Annotated in this window: 24 protein-coding genes and 1 tRNA gene; 8 read left to right on the plus strand and 17 right to left on the minus strand. The window is 71.4% G+C overall.

Annotation, left to right across the window (positions count from 1 at the left end):
* Positions 1–20: 20 nt before the first annotated feature.
* From DEJ32_RS16615 to DEJ32_RS08350, 5 genes are all read right to left on the minus strand, one after another.
* Positions 21–1,067, minus strand: a complete 1,047-nt coding sequence (locus tag DEJ32_RS16615; RefSeq protein ID WP_110900935.1) for a C40 family peptidase — start codon at positions 1,065–1,067, stop codon at positions 21–23.
* Between the two features lie 502 nt (positions 1,068–1,569).
* Positions 1,570–1,968: a hypothetical protein gene (locus DEJ32_RS08340; RefSeq protein WP_146234110.1), complete on the minus strand. Its 399-nt coding sequence runs from the start codon at positions 1,966–1,968 to the stop codon at positions 1,570–1,572.
* 140 nt (positions 1,969–2,108) lie between these two features.
* A complete protein-coding gene (locus DEJ32_RS08345) occupies positions 2,109–2,486 on the minus strand; it encodes a hypothetical protein (protein WP_110900937.1) in 378 nt (125 codons plus the stop codon).
* A 191-nt stretch (positions 2,487–2,677) separates the two neighbouring features.
* The gene (locus DEJ32_RS16200) at positions 2,678–2,815 is read right to left on the minus strand and encodes a hypothetical protein (protein WP_181419630.1); all 138 of its coding nucleotides are present in this window, start codon (positions 2,813–2,815) and stop codon (positions 2,678–2,680) included.
* Between the two features lie 52 nt (positions 2,816–2,867).
* Positions 2,868–3,563, minus strand: coding sequence for a metal-dependent transcriptional regulator (locus DEJ32_RS08350; protein WP_110824083.1), 696 nt, complete (start codon positions 3,561–3,563; stop codon positions 2,868–2,870).
* 173 nt (positions 3,564–3,736) lie between these two features.
* Here DEJ32_RS08350 and serC point away from each other — a divergent pair, with 173 nt between their 5' ends.
* Positions 3,737–4,855 (plus strand): phosphoserine transaminase, encoded by a 1,119-nt coding sequence (gene serC / locus DEJ32_RS08355; protein ID WP_110900938.1) that lies wholly within the window; start codon positions 3,737–3,739, stop codon positions 4,853–4,855.
* A 91-nt stretch (positions 4,856–4,946) separates the two neighbouring features.
* Here serC and DEJ32_RS08360 read toward each other — a convergent pair whose 3' ends face one another.
* Both DEJ32_RS08360 and DEJ32_RS08365 read right to left on the minus strand, forming a co-directional pair.
* Positions 4,947–5,549 carry a DUF3027 domain-containing protein gene (locus tag DEJ32_RS08360; RefSeq protein WP_110900939.1) on the minus strand — a complete coding sequence of 201 codons (603 nt, stop codon included), beginning with the start codon at positions 5,547–5,549 and terminating at the stop codon, positions 4,947–4,949.
* A 2-nt stretch (positions 5,550–5,551) separates the two neighbouring features.
* Positions 5,552–5,929, minus strand: coding sequence for a cold-shock protein (locus tag DEJ32_RS08365; protein ID WP_110824086.1), 378 nt, complete (start codon positions 5,927–5,929; stop codon positions 5,552–5,554).
* Between the two features lie 143 nt (positions 5,930–6,072).
* Between DEJ32_RS08365 and DEJ32_RS08370 the strand changes: the two genes are divergently transcribed.
* From DEJ32_RS08370 to DEJ32_RS08390, 5 genes are all read left to right on the plus strand, one after another.
* Positions 6,073–6,285: a hypothetical protein gene (locus DEJ32_RS08370; RefSeq protein ID WP_110824087.1), complete on the plus strand. Its 213-nt coding sequence runs from the start codon at positions 6,073–6,075 to the stop codon at positions 6,283–6,285.
* Between the two features lie 28 nt (positions 6,286–6,313).
* Positions 6,314–8,098 carry a helicase-associated domain-containing protein gene (locus DEJ32_RS08375; protein ID WP_110900940.1) on the plus strand — a complete coding sequence of 595 codons (1,785 nt, stop codon included), beginning with the start codon at positions 6,314–6,316 and terminating at the stop codon, positions 8,096–8,098.
* Between the two features lie 58 nt (positions 8,099–8,156).
* The gene (locus DEJ32_RS08380) at positions 8,157–9,854 is read left to right on the plus strand and encodes a DNA repair helicase XPB (RefSeq protein ID WP_110900941.1); all 1,698 of its coding nucleotides are present in this window, start codon (positions 8,157–8,159) and stop codon (positions 9,852–9,854) included.
* Positions 9,855–9,934: 80 nt separating this feature from the next.
* Complete coding sequence (locus DEJ32_RS08385) at positions 9,935–10,630, plus strand: response regulator transcription factor (RefSeq protein WP_058740468.1); 696 nt, start codon at positions 9,935–9,937, stop codon at positions 10,628–10,630.
* Positions 10,631–10,713: 83 nt separating this feature from the next.
* A complete protein-coding gene (locus DEJ32_RS08390; protein ID WP_110824091.1) occupies positions 10,714–12,420 on the plus strand; it encodes a cell wall metabolism sensor histidine kinase WalK in 1,707 nt (568 codons plus the stop codon).
* A gap of 109 nt (positions 12,421–12,529) precedes the next feature.
* Here the strand turns inward: DEJ32_RS08390 and DEJ32_RS08395 are convergent, their stop codons facing one another.
* The 7 genes from DEJ32_RS08395 to DEJ32_RS08425 form a co-directional block, all read right to left on the minus strand.
* The gene (locus DEJ32_RS08395) at positions 12,530–13,456 is read right to left on the minus strand and encodes a hypothetical protein (protein ID WP_146234111.1); all 927 of its coding nucleotides are present in this window, start codon (positions 13,454–13,456) and stop codon (positions 12,530–12,532) included.
* Positions 13,457–13,761: 305 nt separating this feature from the next.
* Positions 13,762–15,384, minus strand: a complete 1,623-nt coding sequence (groL, locus tag DEJ32_RS08400) for a chaperonin GroEL (protein ID WP_110824093.1) — start codon at positions 15,382–15,384, stop codon at positions 13,762–13,764.
* Positions 15,385–15,596: 212 nt separating this feature from the next.
* Entirely contained in the window at positions 15,597–15,800 is a 204-nt protein-coding gene (locus DEJ32_RS08405; protein ID WP_022903461.1) for a cold-shock protein, read from the minus strand.
* Positions 15,801–16,057: 257 nt separating this feature from the next.
* A complete protein-coding gene (locus tag DEJ32_RS08410; protein ID WP_110824094.1) occupies positions 16,058–16,687 on the minus strand; it encodes a LytR C-terminal domain-containing protein in 630 nt (209 codons plus the stop codon).
* Positions 16,684–16,983, minus strand: a complete 300-nt coding sequence (locus tag DEJ32_RS08415) for a DUF3263 domain-containing protein (RefSeq protein WP_220032726.1) — start codon at positions 16,981–16,983, stop codon at positions 16,684–16,686. Before DEJ32_RS08415 ends, DEJ32_RS08410 begins: the two co-directional genes overlap by 4 nt.
* A 97-nt stretch (positions 16,984–17,080) precedes the next feature.
* Entirely contained in the window at positions 17,081–18,199 is a 1,119-nt protein-coding gene (locus DEJ32_RS08420; RefSeq protein WP_110900943.1) for a DUF2332 family protein, read from the minus strand.
* Positions 18,199–18,675 carry a GNAT family N-acetyltransferase gene (locus tag DEJ32_RS08425; protein ID WP_110900944.1) on the minus strand — a complete coding sequence of 159 codons (477 nt, stop codon included), beginning with the start codon at positions 18,673–18,675 and terminating at the stop codon, positions 18,199–18,201. Before DEJ32_RS08425 ends, DEJ32_RS08420 begins: the two co-directional genes overlap by 1 nt.
* 73 nt (positions 18,676–18,748) lie before the next feature.
* On the opposite strand from DEJ32_RS08425, the gene msrB reads away from it, so the two are divergent.
* Both msrB and DEJ32_RS08435 read left to right on the plus strand, forming a co-directional pair.
* A complete protein-coding gene (gene msrB, locus DEJ32_RS08430) occupies positions 18,749–19,150 on the plus strand; it encodes a peptide-methionine (R)-S-oxide reductase MsrB (RefSeq protein WP_110900945.1) in 402 nt (133 codons plus the stop codon).
* Positions 19,151–19,221: 71 nt separating this feature from the next.
* Positions 19,222–19,297: transfer RNA gene (locus DEJ32_RS08435), tRNA-Thr, on the plus strand.
* 70 nt (positions 19,298–19,367) lie between these two features.
* Here the strand turns inward: DEJ32_RS08435 and DEJ32_RS08440 are convergent.
* The 3 genes from DEJ32_RS08440 to DEJ32_RS08450 form a co-directional block, all read right to left on the minus strand.
* Positions 19,368–20,945, minus strand: a complete 1,578-nt coding sequence (locus tag DEJ32_RS08440; protein WP_110900946.1) for a glycosyltransferase family 39 protein — start codon at positions 20,943–20,945, stop codon at positions 19,368–19,370.
* 137 nt (positions 20,946–21,082) lie between these two features.
* Positions 21,083–22,114, minus strand: coding sequence for an aldo/keto reductase (locus tag DEJ32_RS08445; RefSeq protein WP_110900947.1), 1,032 nt, complete (start codon positions 22,112–22,114; stop codon positions 21,083–21,085).
* Between the two features lie 176 nt (positions 22,115–22,290).
* Entirely contained in the window at positions 22,291–23,076 is a 786-nt protein-coding gene (locus tag DEJ32_RS08450) for an alpha/beta fold hydrolase (RefSeq protein WP_110900948.1), read from the minus strand.
* Positions 23,077–23,108 lie beyond the last annotated feature (32 nt).

A 23,108-nucleotide genomic window follows, 5' to 3' on the forward strand; every position in this document is an offset into this window, starting at 1 on the left:
CAGGGTGTCGTTCCGGGTCGTCAGATCCCGAAGCGGACGATGTGGTAGTTGCTCGACCAGATCGGGCGGATCGATACGGAGCCGCCGGGCTTCGGGGCGTCCATGATCATGCCGTTGCCCATGTAGAAGCCGTCGTGCGAGTCGTCGTTGAAGACGACGACGTCGCCCGGCTGCGCTTCCGACTCGGGGATCGTGGTGCCGACCTGGTCCTGCAGCGTGACCGAGTGGGCGAGGCTGATGCCGTGCTGCGCGTAGACGTACATGACGTAGCCCGAGCAGTCGAACCCGGCGGGGGTGGCGCCTCCGAACACGTAGGGCGTCCCGATGTACTGCTTCGCCGTGGCGACGACGGCCGGCAGCGAGAACGGGGTCCCCGCGGCGGGGGCCGCACTCGTCGCGGCGGCGTCCGCGGCCGAGGCGGTCGTGGCGGCTCCGGTCGTGTCGTCGGCGAGGTAGTCCTCGGCCGTCTTGCCGTCGTAGGCGTACTCCGCTGCCTTCGCGGCACGAGCGGCCTCGAGCTCGGCGGCGGCCTTCGCCGCTGCCTTCGCGGCGGCCTGCGCCTCGAGGGTCGCGGTCGAGGTGGCGCTGAAGCCGTCGCGCGAGGTGTCGGCTGCGCCGGCCGCGGCGGACACGTCGAACTGCTGCGCCTGCACCGCGAGGTCGGAGGCCGCGTCGGTCTGCGCAGCTCCGGCCTGCGACGTGGAGGTGGTCGCGAAGGCGGCCGGGACGGCCATGGTGCCGAACATCCCCGCCGCGACGGCCAGGACGACGGGAGCCATGAACCGGCGCTTGCGGGACGACGCTGACGGAGCGGCCGCGCGGGTGACGCCGAGGGCGCGGCCGTCACGGGTCGCGGCAGCGCGGGTGGCGGGCGTCCGGGCGGCGGCCGGACGGGCTGCGCTCGTACGGGGTGCGGTCGGGGCGGACGCCGTGCGGGCGAGCGGGCGACGTGCGGCACGCTCGGCTGCTTCGCGTGCTGCCCTGCGGGTCAGGGGAGCTGCGACGGTGTCACCGGTGGTCGTCGGGTTCGCGGTCGGGTCGTCCGCGGCGGTTCCGGTGTGGGTCAAGTGGGTCTCCGGCGCCTCGTGACACGCGCCCGGTCGAGGACGGTCGCGTGCAACCCCATCCGTTCGTCATCGTTTCCGATCGAGGCAGGAGACGGGTCACGAGACGTCCTGCCACGGGTCCCGAGATCGCTGCTCGCGGGACTCGACGAGTGTACGGGCGCACCGCGGACATGTCGAGACGAAACCGTGACCTGGTAACGGATAGGTGAAGAACCCCTGGTCAGAGCGAGGGAATTGGTCACCACGATGGCCTGCTGCTTCTTGTACGTCCACTCAGGTCTTGTCCCCCGGGGCCGTACCCCCTATCGTTCGCCCACCACGAGGACCCAGGCGCGAGCTCACCGCGGCGATCCCGGTCCACCAACGGACCCTCGTGCGGTGACGCCCGGCACCTGCACCGAGCGATCGCAGCGAACGAGGACGGGATGCAGGTACCCCGGAGCGCGGGCTCCGGTGCACCCCGACGCAGCGCCTGGCCCGGGCTGTGTCGGCGGGTGACAGGTCACTCGCCGGAGAGGTCCTCGGCGATGTCGTCGGCGTTGCCGGGGAAGCACAGCGAGACCGCCTGCACGGTGTAGTTCCCGGGGTACGCGTACACGCTGATCGACGCGATCTTCCCGCCACCGCTGCCGATGACCGCGGGACCGTCGCTCGACTCGCGGCGGACGACCTGCACCCCCTGGGACTTCCAGTGCTCCTCCATGCGCGTGGCGTCCTCGTCGGGCGACCCCTCGAGCGTGCTCCCGGTCAGGTAGCGCCACTGCGCCCCTCCCGTGCCGTCCTCGAGTTCGCAGTCTTCCGGGTAGTCCGGGCCGGTGCGCGCCTTCCACTCCCCACCGAGTCGCTCGGTGGCGTCGTCGACGGCTTCGATCATCTGCTGCTTCGCGGTGTCGGCGTCCACGGTCGGCTCCGTTCGTCCTGGTGCTGCGGTGTCGGATCCCCGCAGGACACAGCCTGCGAGCACGGTGGTGGTGGCCGTCATGACGAGGACGCCCGCGACGGCGCGCCTCGCCGTGGTCCACCGAGCGGTGGTCGTCGTCGTCATTGTCCCGCCATCCACCAGGGCTTCCCGTCGATCAGGTCCTGGTCTCGCTTCGTCGGTGGTTCCGGGTGGTACGCGGTCGCATCGTCCTCGTGCCCCGTCGTGACCCGCCCCACGTTGTACACGGACTCGGTGTCGGCGTCCAGGTAGCCGGACCTGTCACCGGTGAGCGGGTCGTGGTCGAGGACCGGCCTGCGGTCCGCCGCGTCGGCGGGGTTCGAGTCCGTCCCGAAGACCGTCGCACCGAAGGCCTCTCGGGACGGATCCACGTGGTGCCCGGGTGCCGTGCGTCCGAGCGCTGCGAGGTGGTCGCCCTGTCCGGCCTCGTCGGGGAGGACGTTCCGTGCCTGGCCGACGTAGACGTGCTCGGCGTGCACCTTGCCGGCCGAGTCGACCGCGTTCGGCAGGCCGGCGGACCCCAGTGCGACCGCCTTCGCGTCGCCTGCGTCGAACTCGATGTCCGTCGCTGTCCCTCCCCCGGTCGGCGTTGCAGTTCCCCCGCGACGCAGTCCTGCTCACCGGTGTGCCGGTGAGCAGGACCGCCGCTCCGATCGCCGGAGCACGGCGCTCAGAGCACGTCGTCCCTGCCGCTGATCTCGAGCGAGCCCACCACGTCCTTCACCCGCCGCCCGTCCGGTCCTGCCGTCGGCACGTCCTCGCCGACGATGACCCGCGTCCGACGGGCGTCCAGGGAACGGACGGGCACGCCCGGACAGGGCAGACCGTTCCTGCCCCTGGGTGCGGCGGGCGAGGAGACGTCAGTCGGTGCTGATGTAGACGTGCTGCGCGACCTCGGTCGGCAGCTCGATCCCGGCGTCCTCGCCGTCCACGCGGACCGCCACGTAGGCGCCCGCGCGCTGCACGCTGGCCGTGCGTCCGGGCATGACCCCGGCGGCGCGGAGCTGGTGCAGCAGCTCCGGCTCGAACTGCACCGGCTCGCCCAGACGGCGGATGACGCCGGTCGCGATCGCGTCGGTGTCGTCGGTGGCCACCACGATGTTGCGCACCCCGTCGAGGAAGCCGGCCGCCGTGGGTCCACCGATCTCCGCGAGGCCGGGGATCGGGTTGCCGTACGGGGACTCCGTCGGGTTCCCGAGCATCTCGAGCAGGCGGACCTCCACCTGCTCGCTCATCACGTGCTCCCACCGACAGGCCTCGTCGTGGACGAAGGCCCAGTCGAGGCCGATCACGTCGGCGAGCAACCGCTCGGCCAGACGGTGCTTGCGCATCACGTGCGTGGCGCGGGACCGACCGGTGTCGGTGAGTTCCAGGTGCCGGTCGCCCGAGACGACGACGAGGCCGTCACGCTCCATGCGGGCGATCGTCTGCGAGACCGTGGGGCCCGAGTGCCCGAGGCGCTCCGAGATCCGGGCGCGCAGCGGGACGATGCCCTCTTCTTCGAGGTCGAGGATGGTGCGGAGGTACATCTCCGTGGTGTCGACGAGATCGGTCACGCCTCCGCCTCTCCTGATGTGGACCCAGCCCGACCCACACTACTTGCTGGCGCCGACGCACCGGGACCGACACCGTGCGCTCTGCGCGGACGCCGGCCGGGAGCCCCGTCCCGGCCCCGCCCCGTCCGGCCGGTCCATGGGGGCGACCGCAGGGCCGTCGGTAGGATCGGCCCATGGCAGACATCGTCATCCCAGCCGACCTCCTCCCCACCGACGGCCGCTTCGGATGTGGTCCGTCGAAGATCCGCGGAGCGCAGCTCGAGACCCTCGTCACCCGCGGAGCGACCGTCCTCGGGACCTCGCACCGCCAGAAGCCCGTCAAGGACCTGGTCGGCTCCGTCCGGCAGGGCCTCGCCGACCTGTTCCAGGTGCCGGACGGCTACGAGGTCGTGCTCGGCAACGGCGGGTCGACAGCGTTCTGGGACGCCGCCGCCTTCGGTCTCATCGAGCGCCGGGCGGAGAACCTGTCCTTCGGTGAGTTCGGGTCGAAGTTCGCCAAGGCCGCCGCCGCCCCGTGGCTCGAGGCACCGCACGTCGTGGAGGCCCCGGGCGGGTCCCGCGCCGAACTCGAGATCGTCGAGGGTGTCGACGTCTACGCCTACCCGCACAACGAGACCTCGACCGGCGTCATGGCCCCGGTTGTGCGGGCCGCGGGCGACCCCGGTGCACTGACCGTCGTCGACGCCACGAGCGCTGCCGGTGGTGCCGCGTTCGACGTCGACCAGACCGACGTCTACTACTTCGCCCCGCAGAAGAACTTCGCCTCGGACGGCGGGCTCTGGCTCGCGCTGTTCTCCCCCGCGGCGATCGAGCGTGTCGAGCGGATCGCCGCGTCCGACCGCTACATCCCGGAGTTCCTCTCGCTGAAGAACGCCGTGGACAACTCCCGGTTGGACCAGACGCTGAACACCCCGGCGATCACGACCCTGCTGCTCCTCGACGACCAGGTGCGGTGGATGAACCAGTCCGGTGGTCTGGCGTGGGCCGACGGCCGCACGAAGACGTCGTCCTCGACGCTCTACGACTGGGCCGAGGCCTCCGACTACGCGACGCCGTTCGTCACCGACCCGGAGCACCGGTCGCAGGTCGTCGTGACGATCGACCTCGACGACTCGATCGACGCCAAGGCCGTGGCCGCGACGCTCCGGCAGAACGGCATCGTCGACACGGAGCCGTACCGGAAGCTCGGCCGGAACCAGCTCCGTGTCGCGACCTTCACGGCGATCGACCCCGACGACGTCACCAAGCTCACGCGGGCGATCGACCACGTGGTGGCTGCCCTGGCGAGCTGACCCCGCCGCCGCGAGACGCAACGAGGGCGGTGTCACGCAACGGTGTTCCGTTGCGCGACACCGCCCTCGTTGCGTGAGGTGGACCGACGGGTCAGGACCGGTGGAAGCCCGGGTCGGTCTCGCCGGCGTCGAGCTGGTCCAGATCCAGGTCGTCGTCCGGGTCGACGGGACCGACGCGGCGGGTGCGGCGACGGCCGCGAGTGCGGGCTGGCGGGGCGGCCGGCTGGTCCTCGTCCTCGTCGTCGTCCTCGTCCTCGTCCGACTCGTCGCCGTCGTCGGAGTCATCGTCGCCGTCGTCGTCTTCGTCGTCGTCCGACTCGTCGTCATCAGACTCGTCGTCGAAGTCGTCCTCGTCGTCCTCGTCGTCCGACTCCTCGTCGTCCTCGTCCGACTCCTCGTCGTCCTGCGCGGCCCGGTACTCGGCCAGTCGCTCCGACCACGGCACCCACTCCGGCGCGAGCAACGAGCCGTCACCCGGCATCAGTTCGACCTCGAGCACGGTGGGCTCGTCACCCTCGACCTGGGCGATGCTGACGGTCCAGCGCCACCCCGGGTACCCCGGCATGCGGTTGGCGAAGAGGACGGAGACGACGCCGTCGCCCTCGTCGACGGTGCCGACGGGGCTCCCGACGGTGGCTTCGGGGGTGATCTCGAGCAGTGCGCCGCGGGCGAGCTCGGTGAGGTCGGTGGTCATGTTCACGCGTCCAACTGGTCGGCGACGTGTCGCAGGATGGTGGCGATCCGCTCACCGTTCTTCGGGTAGCGGCCCCGCTTGAGGTCACCGCTGATGCGGTCGAGTTCCTTCACCAGGTCCTCGACGATGACGGCCATGTCGTCGGCGGAGCGACGGGTCATCTTGGAGAGCGACGCCGGCGCTTCGAGGATCCGCACGGTCAGCGCCTGCGAACCCTTCTTGCCCTGCACCACGCCGTACTCGAGCTTGGTGCCGGCCTTCACCGTGGCCACACCGTCGGGCAGGGAGGAGGCGTGCAGGAAGACCTGGTCGCCGTCGTCTCCGGTGATGAAGCCGAAGCCCTTCTGGTCGTCGTAGAACTTGACCTTGCCGGTGGGCATGCTGGGACTCCTCGATACATGGACGGCCGCGGTGCGTCGGATATCCTGGGCCGATGGCCAAGCCGACCCGATCCACCGGGGACCCCCGCACTGCTGCGGAACCCCCGGCGACGTCCAATCGTACCGAACGCACACTCGCGTTCATGGTCGGTGGGATCGTCCTCCTCATCCTGGCGAGCTTCATCGTCATGATCACCGGGTGGCTGACGATGAAGCAGATCCCCGGGGACGGCATATGGCCGGTCGCCCTCGGCGTCGTCTACTTCGGCCCTCCGGTCGCCTTCGTCCTCATGCTGGCGCTCCTGGCCCTCACCTGGACCCGCAAGGCCCGGCAGCACCGCGCAGAGGCCCGCTGACGTCCGCCACGGACGCCGGCCGAGGACGATGACGACCACGACGGACCTCGCCGCACGCCTGCGCGAGCTCCCCGACGACGCACTCGAGCAGCTCGTGCTCGCGCGCGCCCTCCCCACCGCCGCGCTCGGCGAGTCCGGACCGCAGCACATCGCGGACTTCTTCGACCTCGCCGAGGCGCTCCGCACCGACGACGCGGTGGACGCCGCCGTCGAACGGCTCCCGCGCCGCACGCTCGTCGCACTCCGCGACGGGGGCCCCGCCGAGGACCTCGCGCCGGCCGTCGCACTCGGGCTCGTCGGCCGTGACGGCGCCGTCGACGACGCGGTCACCTCCCGGCTCGCGGCCCGCCCGGACCTCGTCCCCGACGGCCCGGGAGGCCCGGCTCCGGTCCGCCCCGCAGCCGCCGCCCAGCGGGATGCTGACGGGGGCACCGACTACGCCCGCGCCCGCGCGACCGGAGCGGAGCACGCCTTCGAGACGCTCACGGTGCTCGCGGAGCTCCTCCGCGCGGCCGACGACGGCGCCGTCCGCGAGCTCGCGAAGGGCGGGATCGGGGCGCCCCTCGCCCGACAGCTCGCCGAACGCACGGGGGCCGACGCCGCCGTGGTCGCGGACCGCCTCGCCCTGCTCGACCGGATCGGTGCCGCCCACCCCGTGGACGGGTCCTGGACGGTCTCGGACCGCGGCCGGACCTGGCTGCACGCCACGTGGCCGGAGCGGTGGGCATCGCTCGTGCACGACTGGCGCGACGCCCTCGCCCCCGCCGTGGTCGAGGTCCTCACGCTCGCGGACGACGACCTCACCGACCTCGTGACGCTGGGCCGGTGGGCGTACCCGGCCGGCTCGCGCTGGCTCGACGCGGCCCTGCTCGACGCGGCCGGCGCCGCGGGCGTCCTCGGGCTCGCGGTGGCCGGGCGCCTGACGTCCACCGGGCACGCACTGCTCGGGGACGACCGCGACGCCGCCCTGGCCGCGGCGGTCGCCGACCTGCCGGGGACGGTCGACGGCGTGTACCTCCAGCCGGACCTGACGGTCATCGCGCCGGGTCCGCTGTCGCCCGCCGACGACGACGACCTCCGTGCCGTCGCCGACCTGGAGGCGCCGGGGCTCGCCGCTCGGTACCGGGTGTCCGAGGACTCGCTCCGCCGGGCGCTCCGGGCCGGACGGACCCGCGACGAGGTCGTGGCGCTCTTCACCCGGCTCGGCGCCACGGACGTCCCGCAGCCCCTCACGTACCTCATCGACCAGGTCGCGACCCGGGACGGCAGTGTCGTCGTGGGCCGTGGCGAGGGCGACCTCGGGTCGGTCGTGCACGGGACGCCCGAGCAGCTCGACCTCGTCGGGGTCGATGCCGAGCTCCGCCAGCTGGCGTGGGAGCGACCCGACCTCACGACCCTCGTGACGAAGTACCCGCCGCACGTCGTGGCCAGTGCACTCGAGGACCAGCGGTACCCGGCCGTGCTCGCAGCCGACGCCCGCCCGGAGACGCGATCCGGGCCTCCCGTCCGGCGGCGGACGCCGAGTCGCTCACCGGAGCAGGCGGCCCGCGCCCTGGTGGAGCGGCTGCGACTGACGACGGAACGCGGCGACGCGGAACCGGAGCAGGAGTGGATGGCCCGCCAGATCGACATGGCCGTGCGCGGCCGGACCCCGATCCGCGTGACCGTCCGGATGCCGGACGGGTCGGAGAAGCCGTTCTCGATCGTCCCGACCTCGGTCGCGGCCGGTCGGGTGCGGGGGAAGGACACCGCGGTCGACGTCGAGCGGACCCTCCCGCTCTCCCTCGTGGTCACGATCGAGAGCGATGCCTGACGGCCGTCCTGTGGACAACCGGGCGACGCACCAGCTGCGCCGCCTAGGCTGATCCGTCATGAACGGACCGCTGATCGTGCAGAGTGACCGCACCGTGCTGCTCGAGGTCGCGCACCCCGACGCCGAGGACGCCCGCCACGCGCTCGCGGTGTTCGCCGAGCTCGAGCGGGCACCCGAGCACGTGCACACGTACCGCATCACGCGGCTCGGCCTCTGGAACGCCCGGGCGGCCGGACACGACGCCGCGTCCATGGTCGACACCCTCGAACGGTTCGCCAAGTTCCCGGTGCCGCAGAGCGTCACGGTCGACATCGAGGACACCGTCTCCCGGTACGGCCGTCTGGTGATCCGGCGCGAGGAGCGCGAGGACGCCCCCGTCATCGCGAACTCCCCGACCGAGGAGCTCGAGCAGCAGCCCGCTCTCGTGCTGACCGCGTCGGACCCCGCGCTCCTGGCCGAGGTCACCCGGTCCAAGCGCATCCAGCCGCTCCTCGGTGAGCGCCGCTCGGACACGGCCGTCGAGCTGCAGGCCTGGGCCCGCGGGCAGGTCAAGCAGGAGCTCGTGAAGATCGGCTGGCCCGCCGAGGACCTCGCCGGCTACACGCCCGGTCAGCCGCACGACATCGACCTCGACACCACGGACTGGGACCTCCGGCCGTACCAGCACGACGCCGTGGACAGCTTCTTCCAGCAGGGGTCCGGCGTCGTCGTGCTGCCCTGTGGTGCCGGCAAGACGCTGGTCGGTGCCGGAGCGATGGCGACCGTGAAGGCGACGACGCTCATCCTCGTCACGAACACCGTCTCCGCCCGGCAGTGGCGGACCGAGCTGCTCAAGCGGACGACCCTCACCGAGGACGAGATCGGCGAGTACTCGGGCAGCGTCAAGGAGATCCGGCCGGTCACGATCGCGACCTACCAGATCCTCACCGCCCGCCGGAAGGGCGCGTACACGCACCTGTCGCTGCTCGACGCCCTCGACTGGGGGCTCGTGGTCTACGACGAGGTGCACCTGCTCCCCGCCCCGGTGTTCAAGCTGACCGCCGACCTCCAGGCACGTCGTCGCCTCGGGCTCACCGCGACGCTCGTGCGCGAGGACGGGCGCGAAGGGGACGTGTTCTCCCTGATCGGGCCGAAGCGCTACGACGCACCGTGGAAGGAGATCGAGGCCCAGGGCTACATCTCCCCCGCCGAGTGCTACGAGGTCCGGATCGACCTCGCACACGAAGACCGGCTGGAGTACGCGGCGTCGAGCGACGACGAGCGGTACCGGCTCGCGGCGACCTCACCGGCCAAGACCCCGGTCGTGCGGGACCTCATCGAGAAGCACCACGGTGAGCAGATCCTGGTGATCGGCCAGTACATCGACCAGCTCGACGAGCTCGCGGCCTCCCTGGACGCCGCCGAGATCACGGGCGCGACGCCGGTCGAGGAACGGGAGCGGCTGTACCAGGCGTTCCGCGAGGGCTCGATCGACGTGCTCGTGGTGTCCAAGGTCGCGAACTTCTCGGTCGACCTGCCGGACGCGACCGTGGCGATCCAGGTGTCGGGCTCGTTCGGGTCCCGCCAAGAAGAAGCACAGCGGCTCGGCCGCCTCCTCCGCCCGAACAAGGACGGCGTCCCGGCGTCGTTCTACACGCTCGTCACGCGGGACACGGTCGACCAGGACTTCGCGCAGAACCGGCAGCGGTTCCTCGCGGAGCAGGGGTACTCGTACACGATCCTCGACGCGGACCAGATCGCCCCGGCCGTGGCGTAGTACCCGGACTCCAGACCACCTCTGGCCAACACACGAAGTGCTCCCAGGAAGCAACCAGGGAACAGTCAGAGGATGGTCGCATGACCGACGGACCCAAGATCCTCATCGTCGACGACGAGCCGAACATCCGCGATCTCCTCACGACCTCGCTGCGCTTCGCCGGATTCGCGGTGCGTGCGGTCGGGAACGGCGCACAGGCGATCTCCGCCGTGCTCGAGGAGGAGCCGGACCTCATCATCCTCGACGTCATGCTCCCCGACATGAACGGGTTCGGCGTGACCAAGCGCCTCCGCTCGTCGGGCTACACCTCGCCGATCCTCTTCCTCACGGCGAAGGACGACACCGAGGACAAGATCACCGGTCTCACGGTCGGAGGTGATGACTACGTCACCAAGCCGTTCTCGCTCGACGAGATCGTCGCCCGCATCAAGGCGATCCTCCGTCGCACGATGAACGACGAAGAGGACGCGATCATCCGCGCGGGTGAGCTCACGATGGACCAGGACACGCACGAGGTCACCATCGGCGACGCGCAGATCGAACTCTCCCCCACGGAGTTCAAGCTCCTCCGCTACCTCATGCTCAACCCGAACCGCGTGCTCTCGAAGGCGCAGATCCTCGACCACGTGTGGGAGTACGACTTCAACGGCGACGCCGGGATCGTCGAGTCCTACATCTCCTACCTGCGCCGCAAGCTCGACCAGTACTCGTCCGAGCCGATCATCCAGACCAAGCGCGGGTTCGGCTACATGCTCAAGGCGACCAAGGCCTCCTGAGCGTCGGACCGCGCAGGTCGCACAGCTGACTGTCGGCGGCCGTCGGGATCTTCCCGACGGCCGCCGCTTACTGTTGGGGAAGCATGCACGAGCGAATGAGCCACTGGTGGGACGGGATCTCCCTCCGCACCAAGATCACCGGGATCACCGTCCTCCTGGTCGCCCTCGGCCTGCTCGTCGCCGGCCTCGGCACGATGACCGTCCTGAGCACATACCTCAACCTGCGACTCGACACGCAGGTCGAGACCACGAGCTCGCAGCTCGAGGGGCAGAACGTCAGCGACGGCGAGCAGTACTGCAACCTGTCCGTCGTCCTCGAGAAGAGCTCCTACGTGGCCGCGTACGACGGCAACGGCGAGCAGATCTGCGACACCCAGTCCTCGTCCCAGCCGGACATCTCCCGCGTGGACTTCACGGCCGCCGCGTCGGCTGCGCATCCGTTCAGCCTGTACGACCGGCAGCACAGCCACGAGTGGCGGGCCCAGGTCATCCCCGCGAACCTGCAGAACCTGTCGAACGGCGCCACCGAGACCGGGTACGTCCTCGTCGCCGTGTCCAGCGCGGACACCGACCAGACCATCCTCCGGTTCACCGTCATCTTCCTGTTCTTCGGCATCGCGGTGATCCTGCTCGGGGCGATGCTCACGCGCCTCCTCGTGACGGCGACGTTCGACCCGCTCCGCAACGTCGAGGACACGGCCGCCCGCTTCGCCGCCGGCGACTTCAACCAGCGCCTCGACGCCGACACCCCGAACACCGAGGTCGGGCGCCTCAACCGGTCCCTGAACGCCATGCTCGAACGCATCGACGACGCCTTCGAGGACCGGCAGCGCACCATCGACCAGATGCGCCGCTTCGTCGGTGACGCATCCCACGAACTCCGGACGCCGCTCGTGTCGCTCCGCGGGTACGCCGAGCTCTACCGGATGGGCGCCCTCCGCAAGGAGGAGGACGTCGCCCAGGCCATGGACCGGATCGAGAAGGAAGCCCAGCGCATGGGCCTGCTCGTGCAGGACCTGCTCCAGCTCGCCCGCATCGACGAGTCGAAGCCCCTCGAGCTCGGGCCCGTCGACCTCGTCGCCATCGCCCGCGACTCGGCCCTCGACACGATGGCCTCGAACCCGGACCGCGAGATCCAGGTCCTCGTCGAGGACGCCGTGACCGGCGAGAACGTCCCGCAGGCCGTCCGCCCCGCCAGCTCCTTCGGGCCGGCAGCGGACGGCGAGGCCGGTGGTCCCGCCCCGGTGTCGCCGTCGCTCAACACCACCGGGCCGATCGCGTTCTCGCGGCAGACGATCGCCAGACTGCGTGCTCGACGGACCCGGGCCATGAACGTCGACGCGAAGCCGACGGACGAGACCACCCCGCTGCCGACGATCGTGCTGCCGAAGCGCCCGCCGATCGTCCTGGCCGAGGAGAACAAGATCCGGCAGGTCATCACGAACCTGATGGGCAACGCGATGCGGTTCACCGAGCACGACGACCCGATCGAGATCGGCATCGGCGTGGACGACGACCGCGGCATGGCGCACATCGACGTCATCGACCACGGCGAGGGCATCCCGCCGCAGCTGCGCGACAAGATCTTCCAGCGCTTCTGGCGTGCCGACACCTCGCGCGCGCGGGACACCGGCGGCTCGGGGCTCGGTCTCGCGATCGTGTCGGGCATCGTGCACGCGCACCACGGGTCGGTCGAGGTGTTCGACACCCCGGGCGGTGGCGCGACCTTCCGCGTCTGGCTCCCGCTCCTGCCCCGCGACGCTGACCCCGCGGCCCCCACCCTGTCCTGACGCGCGCGCCGGGCGCCCGTTGCCCGGCGGCGGCGGCGGTCGGCGCGAGGTTCCGCAATTCTGGAACCTCGACGGCCGAGATGCGCCGATCGTGGAACCTCGTCAGAACTCATGCGGCGCGTCGCGGAACCGCCGCGCGCATCGGACCTGCCGGCCGTTCGACACGTCGTTGCTCGAACGCCTGTCGGAGACGCTCGAACAGCACCGCGGGACGGTCCGCGTCGAGCGCAGTCGCGTGCACGACGATCCAGTCGTTCACGACGAAGCCGTTCGATCGCCGTCGATCATGTCGGAAGGTCTGCTGTTCACGGTGGTGGTCGCCGTCGTACTCGAGGGCGATCCGGAGGTCTGGCCATGCCATGTCCGCCCGCCCCAGGAACGAGCCCGACGCGTCGAAGACGTCGTGGTTCACCTCCGGCTCCGGGAACCCCGCATCGACGACCCGGACTCGCATCCTGCTCTCCATCGGTGACTCCGATCCGGCCCGGACCCGCGCCAGCGCAGCTCGCGCTCGCCGAACGTGTCGTCCTCTCGGGGGGATCGCCGCTCGCGGTCCGTCGAGCGTCGCCAGACCCGCAGGACCGACGAAGTAGTCGCCGAGCACGACGAGGTCTTCGAGGATCGACGACCCGGCACACTCGTACCACGAGCGCGCCGGCGCGCTGAGCCGGAACCCGTTCCGGTACCGCACGTCGACGGTCGGGTCCCGGACGCGATGTGCGACGACGTGCGGGCGCCGCATGACCGGAGCAACTCCGACGGACGTCACGTGGACCGCCTCGTCTCCGAAGTGGCCTGACACCGGCGCTCCCCAGAGCAGTGCCGCGGTGCCATGGCTGAAGAACTGGTCATCGCGGAGCACCAGTGCGAGCGCCTCGACCGTGGACACACCGAGGCCAGAGGGAGCGCGGACCCCGTGGATGGGTGCTTCCAGGTCCGTCCGACTGAGCCGTGCGCGGGTCGCGCCAGCGGCCACCGCGTCGCGCACGCGGAACGGACCGTCGTCGGGCACGGGGAGTGGGGCTGGTCTGCTCATGGCGGGCAGCCTCGTCGACGAGGACCAGCGTGGACAGGACGTGGATCCCGCTTGTGGAGACGGAGGTGAGCCGGGCCTCCTGTGCGACGGAGTGAAGGCGACGGAGTCTCGGCGCGTGCCCGACACCGCCGGTTCCACGACGTGCCGTCTGCATTCGTCGCGGTTCCGCAAATCTGCGATCTCGACGCGCGAGATGCGCGTATTACGGAACCTCGGAGGGGCGGCCACGCACGCGGAGGGGCGGCCGCGCACGCGGAAGGGCCCCCGCACGCGCAGCGTACGAGGGCCCTTGCCGGCAGGACGGACTAGAAGTCCATGCCACCCGTGGGGTCGCCGGCCGGCATGGCCGGAGTCTTCTCCGGCTTGTCGGCGACGACGGCCTCGGTCGTGAGGAACAGACCGGCGATCGACGCGGCGTTCTGCAGCGCCGAGCGCGTGACCTTGGCCGGGTCGATGATGCCCGCGGCGATGAGGTCGACGTACTCACCCGTCGCGGCGTTGAGGCCGTGGCCGGCCTCGAGCTCGCGGACACGAGCGGCGACGACACCCGGCTCGAGACCGGCGTTCAGCGCGATCTGCTTGAGCGGGGCGTCGATGGCGACGCGCACGATGTTCGCACCCGTGGCCTCGTCACCCTCGAGCGAGAGACCGTCGAGCGCGACCTTGCCGGCCTGGATGAGGGCGACGCCACCACCGGCGACGATGCCCTCTTCGACGGCGGCCTTCGCGTTGCGGACGGCGTCCTCGATGCGGTGCTTGCGCTCCTTGAGCTCGACCTCGGTCGCGGCACCCGCCTTGATGACGGCGACGCCACCGGCGAGCTTCGCGAGGCGCTCCTGGAGCTTCTCGCGGTCGTAGTCGGAGTCGGTCGCCTCGATCTCGGCGCGGATCTGCTTGACGCGGCCCGCGATCTGGTCGGCGTCGCCGGCACCCTCGACGATCGTGGTCTCGTCCTTGGTGATGACGACCTTGCGGGCACGACCGAGCAGGTCGAGCGTCGCGTTCTCGAGCTTGAGGCCGACCTCTTCCGAGATGACCTGGCCGCCGGTGAGGATCGCGATGTCCTGCAGCATGGCCTTGCGGCGGTCGCCGAAGCCCGGGGCCTTGACGGCGACGGACTTGAAGATGCCGCGGATCTTGTTCACGACGAGCGTGGCCAGGGCCTCGCCGTCGACGTCCTCGGCGATGATCAGGAGCTGCTTGCCCGCCTGGATCACCTTGTCGACGACCGGCAGGAGGTCCTTGATGTTCGAGATCTTCGAGTTGACGATCAGGACGTACGCGTCCTCGAAGACGGCTTCCTGACGCTCGGGGTCGGTGACGAAGTACTGCGACAGGTAGCCCTTGTCGAAGCGCATGCCCTCGGTGAGCTCGAGCTCGGTGCCGAAGGTGTTCGACTCCTCGACGGTGACGACGCCTTCCTTGCCGACCTTGTCGATTGCCTCGGCGATGAGCGCGCCGATGGTCGGGTCAGCGGCCGAGATCGACGCGGTGGCGGCGATCTGGTCCTTGGTCTCGATCTCCTTGGCGTCGGCGAGCAGCTGCTCGGAGACGGCCGCGACGGCCTTCTCGATGCCGCGCTTCAGGGAGATGGGGTCGGCGCCGGCGGCGACGTTGCGGAGGCCTTCGCGGACGAGGGCCTGGGCGAGGACGGTCGCGGTGGTCGTACCGTCACCGGCGACGTCGTCGGTCTTCTTGGCGACCTCCTTGACGAGCTCCGCACCGATCTTCTCGTACGGGTCGTCGAGCTCGATCTCCTTGGCGATGGAGACACCGTCGTTCGTGATCGTGGGGGCGCCCCACTTCTTCTCGAGGACGACGTTGCGGCCGCGCGGGCCGAGCGTCACCTTCACGGCGTCGGCCAGCTGGTTGAGGCCGCGCTCGAGGCCGCGTCGGGCCTCTTCGTTGAAAGCAATGATCTTTGCCATGTGAGTTCTTCGTCCCTCCCGGACGTCGTCATCGGGGTCGTTCTGGCACTCAGCCTGGCCGAGTGCCAAGCCCGATTCTGGCACTCGCCACCCGAGAGTGCAACACAGTGGGGAGGCTCTGCCCCACTCCACAGGTCGACCCACCGCGTCCCGGCGGACGACGAACGCGCCGCCCCCGAGGGGACGGCGCGTTCGCGAGTGGTTCCGGACGACTACGCGGGACGGACCGACTCGGCCTGCGGGCCCTTCGACCCGGTGCCGACGTCGAACGTCACCGCCTGGCCCTCCTCGAGGACCTTGTAGCCGCTCATGTCGATGGCCGAGTAGTGCACGAACACGTCCTGGCCCCCTCCATCCACGGTGATGAAGCCGAAGCCCTTCTCGGCGTTGAACCACTTCACGGTTCCGTTGGCCATGATCCTTGCTCCCTGCGGTACTGCTGTTGCGAACGACGGCCCCCTCGCGCGAGGTGGCCGCCGGGTCCGAGCGCATGTCGACTCACCCGCTCCCGGACGGCAACATGAGGCGTCGTCGCGATCACGGGGTGACCACTGGTGACTCTGACCGAAGGACGGCATTTCGGCAAGGGGTGTGACACGCATTTCACGCGGAGCACCCCGATCCGCAACGTGACGGAAACACGACGACCACGGAGGACCGCCGCGGACCCCGGTCAGCCCGTGTAGTCGGAGCCGAGCACGACCGAGACGTCCGCGTTCGGGAACGCCGCCGACTGCTGCACCGCGCTGACCCCGAGCGCCTGCGCGACGCCCTGTGCGACGGCCGCCTGCGACTCCTGCTGGTAGTAGACGATCGTCTGGGTCGCCCCGGTCGTCCCGGCGTCCCCGGTCGAGCTCACGGTCCACCCGGCGGTCCCGAGCCGCGTCGAGGCGTTCGCGGCCAGACCGGTCGTCGAGGTCCCGTTCAGCACGACGAGCGTCGTCGCACCCTGGTCGGCAGCAGATGCGCCGGCCGCTGCCGACGGCGACTGCGTCGCTCCCCCGTCGTCCGACCCGGAGTCCGCGTCAGCGCCGGCACCCGAGTCCGAGTCCGAGTCCGAGGATGCGCTGGCCGAGGGCGTCGAGGTCGCGGACGCCGTCGACCCACCACTCCCCTCCGTGAACTGCACGCTGCCGTTCAGCAGGGCGAGGACGAGGACCCCGATGCCGACCAGCACGCCGGTCGCGAGTGCGGCCCACGCGAAGACGACCCAGCCGCCACCCCGGCGGGCAGCACCACGGTGGGCGCCGACCCGGGGGCCGTCTGCGACGTCGTCGAACCGGTCTCGCGGGAATCTCGTCATCGTTCCTCTTCACGTCCTTCGGGGTCGGCCGGGGGCGCGACGAAACTGCGGGCAGCGCGTGCGCTCGTCCGGGCGCTGCGGAGCCGCTGCAGCCGGGTGACGAGCTGCGGGTCGTACGCGAGGGCGGCCGGTGTGTCGATCACGCGGTTGAGCACCTGGTAGTACCGCGTCGGCGACATGTCGAACTCGACCCGGATCTCCGCTTCCTTGGTCCGGTCGTGCCGCGCCCGGTCGTGCTCGAACGCGAGCACGTGCTTGGCGAGCTCGGTGAGCTCGTCGGCGGGGAGGGCGGTCACAGGTTGGTCCGATCGCGAACGGGTTGCAGGTCTCGCACATCGTAGGGGTGCGCGGCATGTCGACCCTGGCACGGTGCTGGACTGTCGCGGAACCCGCTCACCCCACGGTCTCCGCCAGCACCTCGGGCGGGGCGGACCACCGGACGCGGGTGCCGAAGGCGTCGGACACGGCGAGCGCCAGGCCGTCGAGCGAGAGCGTCGCGAAGGCGTCCGGGTCCGCGGGGTCGACGTCCTCCGGCAGGGTCGCCGCGACCCCGGTGAGGACACCGGTGCGTTCGAGCGCCACCCAGCGGACGCCCCGCTCGCGGAGCCGGTCGACGAAGCGCTGCCGCCCAGCGCCCGGCACGTAGACGAGCGTCCCCGTGGTCATGACGACCGGCTCGCAGTCGTCCGGCAGGGCGTCGAGGGCCCGGTCGAGGTCGTCCGGCACGCTGCCGCGGACCCGGACGGGAGGCTCGACCAGCGTCGCCCGCAGCGCGTCCCGCATCAGGGCGGTCCGGTCCGTCGCCTCGGGCGGGACGGCCTCGGCGAGTCGGGCGAACGCGTCCGGCGCCGCGGGGTCGATCGGGTTCGGGTCGAGGGCGACGCGGGCACCGATCCGGATCGGGGTCGTCGCGGGAGCGGGTGGTGTCCCCACGACCTCGGCGACGAGGTGCACCGCGGGCCCCTCGACCGCCGTGTGCACCCGGACGAGGTCGCCCGCCGTCGCGCTCCGTCGTCCGCGCTGCGTTGACCCCGGGCCGGACGGGAACAGACCGGACGGGACCGGACCGCCCGGGACCGGACCGGCCGGACGCGCACGGTCGACGAGCCGGTGGTCGAGCGTCACGCGGTCCGGGATCGAGCAGAGTCCGGCCGCCGCTCCGACGTCGAGCAGACCGAGGGGTCGCGCCGAGGCCGCCGAGAGCGCGGCGAGCACCGGGACGACGGGGGCGAGCCGTCGCGGGTCGTTGGCCTGCACCGTGGCGCTGGTGAGGGCCGCGACGAGGGCGGGGCGGGCCTCCCGGCCGAGTGCGCGGAGCGCTGCCGGGTCAGCGGGGTCGGCGCCCAACCGTCGCGCGACCGCGAACAGGAGCTCGGGCTGGCGCTTCGGCTCCGGCACCGCGTCGAGCAGGTCGACGAGCGGACCCTCGACCGAGCGCGCCCAGGCGGCGTACGTCGGGGAGACCCCGTCGATCCGGTCGGCGTAGGCGCGGTAGCGGTCCCGCGTGTCCATCAGGCCCCGGGGCGGTACATGCCGACGTGGGTGATGCCGGCCTCGTCGTAGGGGGCGCCGAAGCGGACGAACCCGTGCCGTTCGTACAGTCCGGCGACGTACTGCTGGGCGTGCAGGACGAACGGCTCGGCGCCGTGCGACCCGAGCACCGCCGCCACCAGGCCGCCGGCGATCCCCTGGCCGCGGTGGTCGGGGTGGGTGGCGACGCGGCCGATCACGCGGGTCGGCACAGCGGTCCCCGCTGGGTGCGGCTCGTCCGGTGCCGGCCGGACCAGGCGGAGGTACCCGACGACCGGTCCGTCCCCGACGCCGACCCACCAGTGCTCGGTGTCCGGGTCGCGGTCACGGCCGTCGAAGTCCTCGGCCGAGACCCGCTGTTCGAGGGCGAACACCCGGTTCCGGAGCCGCACGATGTCGTACAGTTCGTCGGTCGTCAGGTGCTCCCAGCGGGCACGGCGGACGGAATGCTCGGACATCGGTCGGAGTTTACTGGTGTGACGCACGATGACCGGCGGGCACGAGCCCCGGTCGGAACCAGGAGGTACGCACATGGCTTACAAGGTCGAAAAGTCCGACGCCCAGTGGCGCGAGGAGCTCTCCCCTGACCAGTACGCCGTGCTGCGCCAGGCCGGGACGGAGCGCCCGTGGACCGGTGAACTCCTCGACGAGGAGCGTGCCGGCGTCTACACGTGTGCCGCGTGTGGTGCGGAGCTGTTCAAGAGCGGCACGAAGTTCGACTCCGGCTGCGGCTGGCCGTCGTTCTACGAGTCGGTCGATCCCGACGCGGTGCAGCTCATCGAGGACAACTCGCTCGGCATGGCCCGCACCGAGGTCCGCTGCGCGAACTGCGGCGGCCACCTCGGCCACGTGTTCCCGGACGGCTTCGGGACGCCCACGGGCGACCGCTACTGCATGAACTCGATCTCGCTCAACTTCTCGGCGCAGGAGTAGGCGGGTGTGACGGCGCTCGGGCTGCGGCCCGGGCGCCGTCGTCGTGTCCGCCCGGTACGATGGGCGGGTCAGCCGGCATGGCGCAATTGGTAGCGCACCGTACTTGTAATACGGGGGTTGCGGGTTCAAGTCCCGCTGCCGGCCCCAGATCACGGCTTCCCGTGCAGCCGAAGGTGGAGCCGTCGCTCACGGCCACCCGCACCGGGGCGCCCGACGGTCAGCGCTGCACGGTCAGCCCGCCGTCGGACGTCCGGACGATCTCCCCGTCCGGGATCCACGCCACGACGCGGTCGAGTCGCACCCGCTCGAACGACGACCGCTCGGACGTCAGCAGTTCCTGCACCTCCGGCGGCAGCGGGAAGCGACGGTCCCGGCCGACCACGATCGCGACGAACGGTGCATCGACCACGTCCCGGACCCCGCGGTCCCCGACGTACTGGTCGTAGTCGCTCGGGGTGATCGCGCCGAAGAAGACCTGACCGTCCCGGATGCCCTCGTGCCGCAGGAGCGGGAGCAGCCGGGCGACGCCGGTGGCACGTGCCTCCCAGATCGTCCGGGCGGTCGGGATGCTCCCGACCAGTGCCACCAGGACGAGCACGACGGCGATGCTGCTCGTCAGCCACCGTGGTCGCAGGCGGCTGAGCTGCCCGAGCCCCACGGCGGCGAGCATCACGATGAACGGCATCCACGCCGCGTAGTAGGTCGGCAGCGCGATCTCGGCGGCGAGCGAGTAGAACGCCACGAGCAGGACCAGCGGCGCGAGGAGGAACACCACGAGCCTGCCCGGACGCACGACCACCGCGAGCAGCACGGCGACGGCGAGCACCACCACCACGGGCGTGCCGACCCCGCGGAGCAGGAACCACCAGTTCGCCCACCACGGAGCGAACTGGTACGTGCGGCCGGCGATCGAGATGAGGTGTCCGTGCTCGTTCTGTCCGGACTGGAAGGTGAGCATGTACTGCACCGCGGAGCGCATCCCCATGGGGGCGTAGAGCGCGACGACGGCGACGACGAACGTGGCCGCCCACACCGCTCCGCCGACGAGGAGCGCACGCCACCGGCCGAACAGCACCGGGGCCAGGACGAAGACCGGCAGCAGCACGAGGGTCGACGCCTTCGACGTGACCGACGCCGCCATGAGCACCGCCGACACGGGCACCCACCACCAGCGGTCGGTACGGATCCACACCCAGATCGCGAAGAGTGCCGCCAGGGCGAAGAACACCATCACCGGGTCGAGCAGCGCCACCCGGTCCAGGCGGGCACCGGCACCGCCGCGAGGGGTGATGGTCCAGAGTGCGGCGGCCGCGAACCCGGACCAGAAGCCGACCTCCGCGCGCAGCCAGACGAACATGACCGCCGCACCGAGGACGACGAGCGACGCGACCAGGACCCGGGGTGCGACGGCGCCCGGCCCACCGACCAGCTGCGCGAGGCCGAACAGGTACTTGGCGGTCGGTGGGTGCTCGCGGTTCTGGTCGAACGCCCCGTGCACGTACGCGAGGCCGGCCTTGACGTAGGTGGCCTCGTCCCCGCCGATGTTGCCGGCGCCGATGCGCCAGAAGCACTGGTAGGCGGCCGCGACGGCGAGCAGCACGAGGGCCGTGACGCGCAGCCACGCCCGGTCCAGCACGCCGCGGTCGAGCGCTCGCCGGACCGCTGCCCCGCGGTGCTGTGCTCCGCGGTGCTGGACCGGACCGTCCGTGGCGCGATCGTCGGTCAGCGCTCGTGCCGGGTCGGGGTCGTCGACCGACCGGCGGTCCGGGGACCAGGGGGCTCGGCGACTGGGCACCCCGAGATCCTACGCAGCCCCCGGGCGTCTCCCGCCGAGGAGGCCGGGCGGCGGCGTGGCGGCCCGGTGCGGCGGTAGGCCCCACGCGTCACCGGGGCACGCCGCGAAGGCGGGGCCCCGGTGACCGCCTGGCGCCGTCAGCGACCGCCGGTGATTTTCCGCTCGCGCTGCGCGACGCCGGCCGTGCCGTACGGGTAGTCGTCGATGCGGGGAGCGCTCGCCTCGGTGAGCGTCTGCAGCTCGGCCTGGTCGAGCACGAGGTCCGCGGCGCCGAGGTTGTCCTGCAGCTGCTCGACGGTCCGTGCGCCGAGGATGACGCTCGTCACCGCCGGCCGGGCGAGGAGCCAGGCCAGGGCGACCTGGGAGCGCGAGGCGCCGTGCGCGTCCGCGACGGCGGACACCGCGTCGAGCACCTTCCACGTGCGCTCGTCGGCGTTGCGGGCCTCCCACGCCTCCATGCCGCGCTTCGGGTCCTCACCGAGTCGGGTCGACCCGGTCGGGGCCTCGTCGCGCTGGTACTTCCCGGAGAGCCAACCACCGGCGAGCGGGGACCACGGGAGCAGCCCGATCCCGGCGTCGAGGCAGGCGGGCACGACCTCGTGCTCGATGTCGCGGACGAGCAGGTTGTACTGCGGCTGGAGCGTGACCGGGGGTGCCCAGTTGTGCAGGCGGGCCTCGTAGACCGCCTTCGTGACCTGGTAGCCGAGGTAGTTCGAGAACCCGTAGGAGCCGATCTTGCCGGCCGACACGGCGTCGTCGAGGAAGCGCAGGGTCTCCTCGATCGGGGTGAGGGCGTCCCACGCGTGCATCTGGTAGAGGTCGATGTGGTCGACGCCGAGCCGCTCCAGCGACGCGTCGAGGGCAACGCGGAGGTGCCGGCGCGAGAGGCCGAGGTCGTTCGGGCCGTCGCCCTGCGGGAAGCGCCCCTTCGTGGTGAGCACCACCTGCTGCGCGTCGGTGGGGTGGTCGCGGAGCCACCGTCCGATGATGCGCTCGGAGTCGTTGCCCGAGTACACGTCGGCGGTGTCGATGAACGTGCCACCGCCCGCGACGAAGGCGTCGATGATGGCGTGGGAGGTCGGTTCGTCGGCTTCGCTGCCGAACGTCATGGTGCCGAGGGTCAGCGACGACACCACTGTCCCGCTGTTGCCGAGGAGTCTGTAGTCCATGCGGCGGACGCTACGCCGCGCCCCCTCGACGGCGGGAGGGTCCACCGAGTGGCGGTCAACGGTCTGCAGACGCGAGCGCCCCGCTACCGCCCTTGCCCCAGGAACGCGATCGCCGCCTCCCGGAAGTGCCGCGACGTGGGGGCGCCGAACTGGTGACACTGCGTGGTTCCGCCCCGCTACCGCCCCTGCCCCAGGAACGCGATCGCCGCCTCCCGGAAGTGCCGCGACGTGGGGGCATTGAAGTGGTTCCGCCCCGGGATCTCGACGAAGGTCGCGTGCGGCGCTGTCTCGGCGAGCCGGAGCGCGCTGTCCTTGATCCCGTCCTCGCTGCCGGCGGCCAGCAGCAGCGGCTGCGTCGGCGCGTTCGCCGGCGTCGGCTCGACGCTGTCGCGCATCCCCTCCACCATCGCGACCAGCGCGCGGAGGTCGTTGCCCTCGACGTTCGCCGCCATCGTGAGGTACCCGTTCGTGACGCGGTCCTCGACCGGGGTGCCGTCGGTGATGAACGCCCACGCCTGGTCGACGCGGACGCGCCGCATCGGGTCCGCGTCCGGGATCCCGCCGAGCACCGCGCGCGAGATCCGGTCCGACATCCGCTCGGCGGCGTGCCACCCGACCCGAGCACCGAGGGAGTAGCCCAGGAACGCGACGTCGTCGAGCAGGTAGGTGTCCACCACCGCCGTGACGTCGTCGACGAGCAGGTCCATGGAGTAGCTGTGCGGCTCGTGCGGCTTCCCGCTGGCGCCGTGCCCGCGCTGGTCGAACGCCACGACGCGGTGGCCGGCGCGGACGAGGTCGCGGGTCCAGCCCGAGGCGTGCCAGTTGAGGACGGCCCCGGACGCGAAGCCGTGCACGGCGAGGACCGCGGGCGCGTCGGGATCGCCGAAGTCGTAGGTGGCGAGCGGCAGACCGTCCGGGGACATCACGACGCGGGGGCGGGGCGCTTCGGGGACGAGTGACATGGCCCGTCCAGGGTAGTGGGGCCACAGTGGCC

The sequence above is a fragment of the Curtobacterium sp. MCPF17_046 genome, from assembly GCF_003224295.1.
In the GTDB taxonomy this organism is placed as follows: Bacteria; Actinomycetota; Actinomycetes; order Actinomycetales; family Microbacteriaceae; genus Curtobacterium.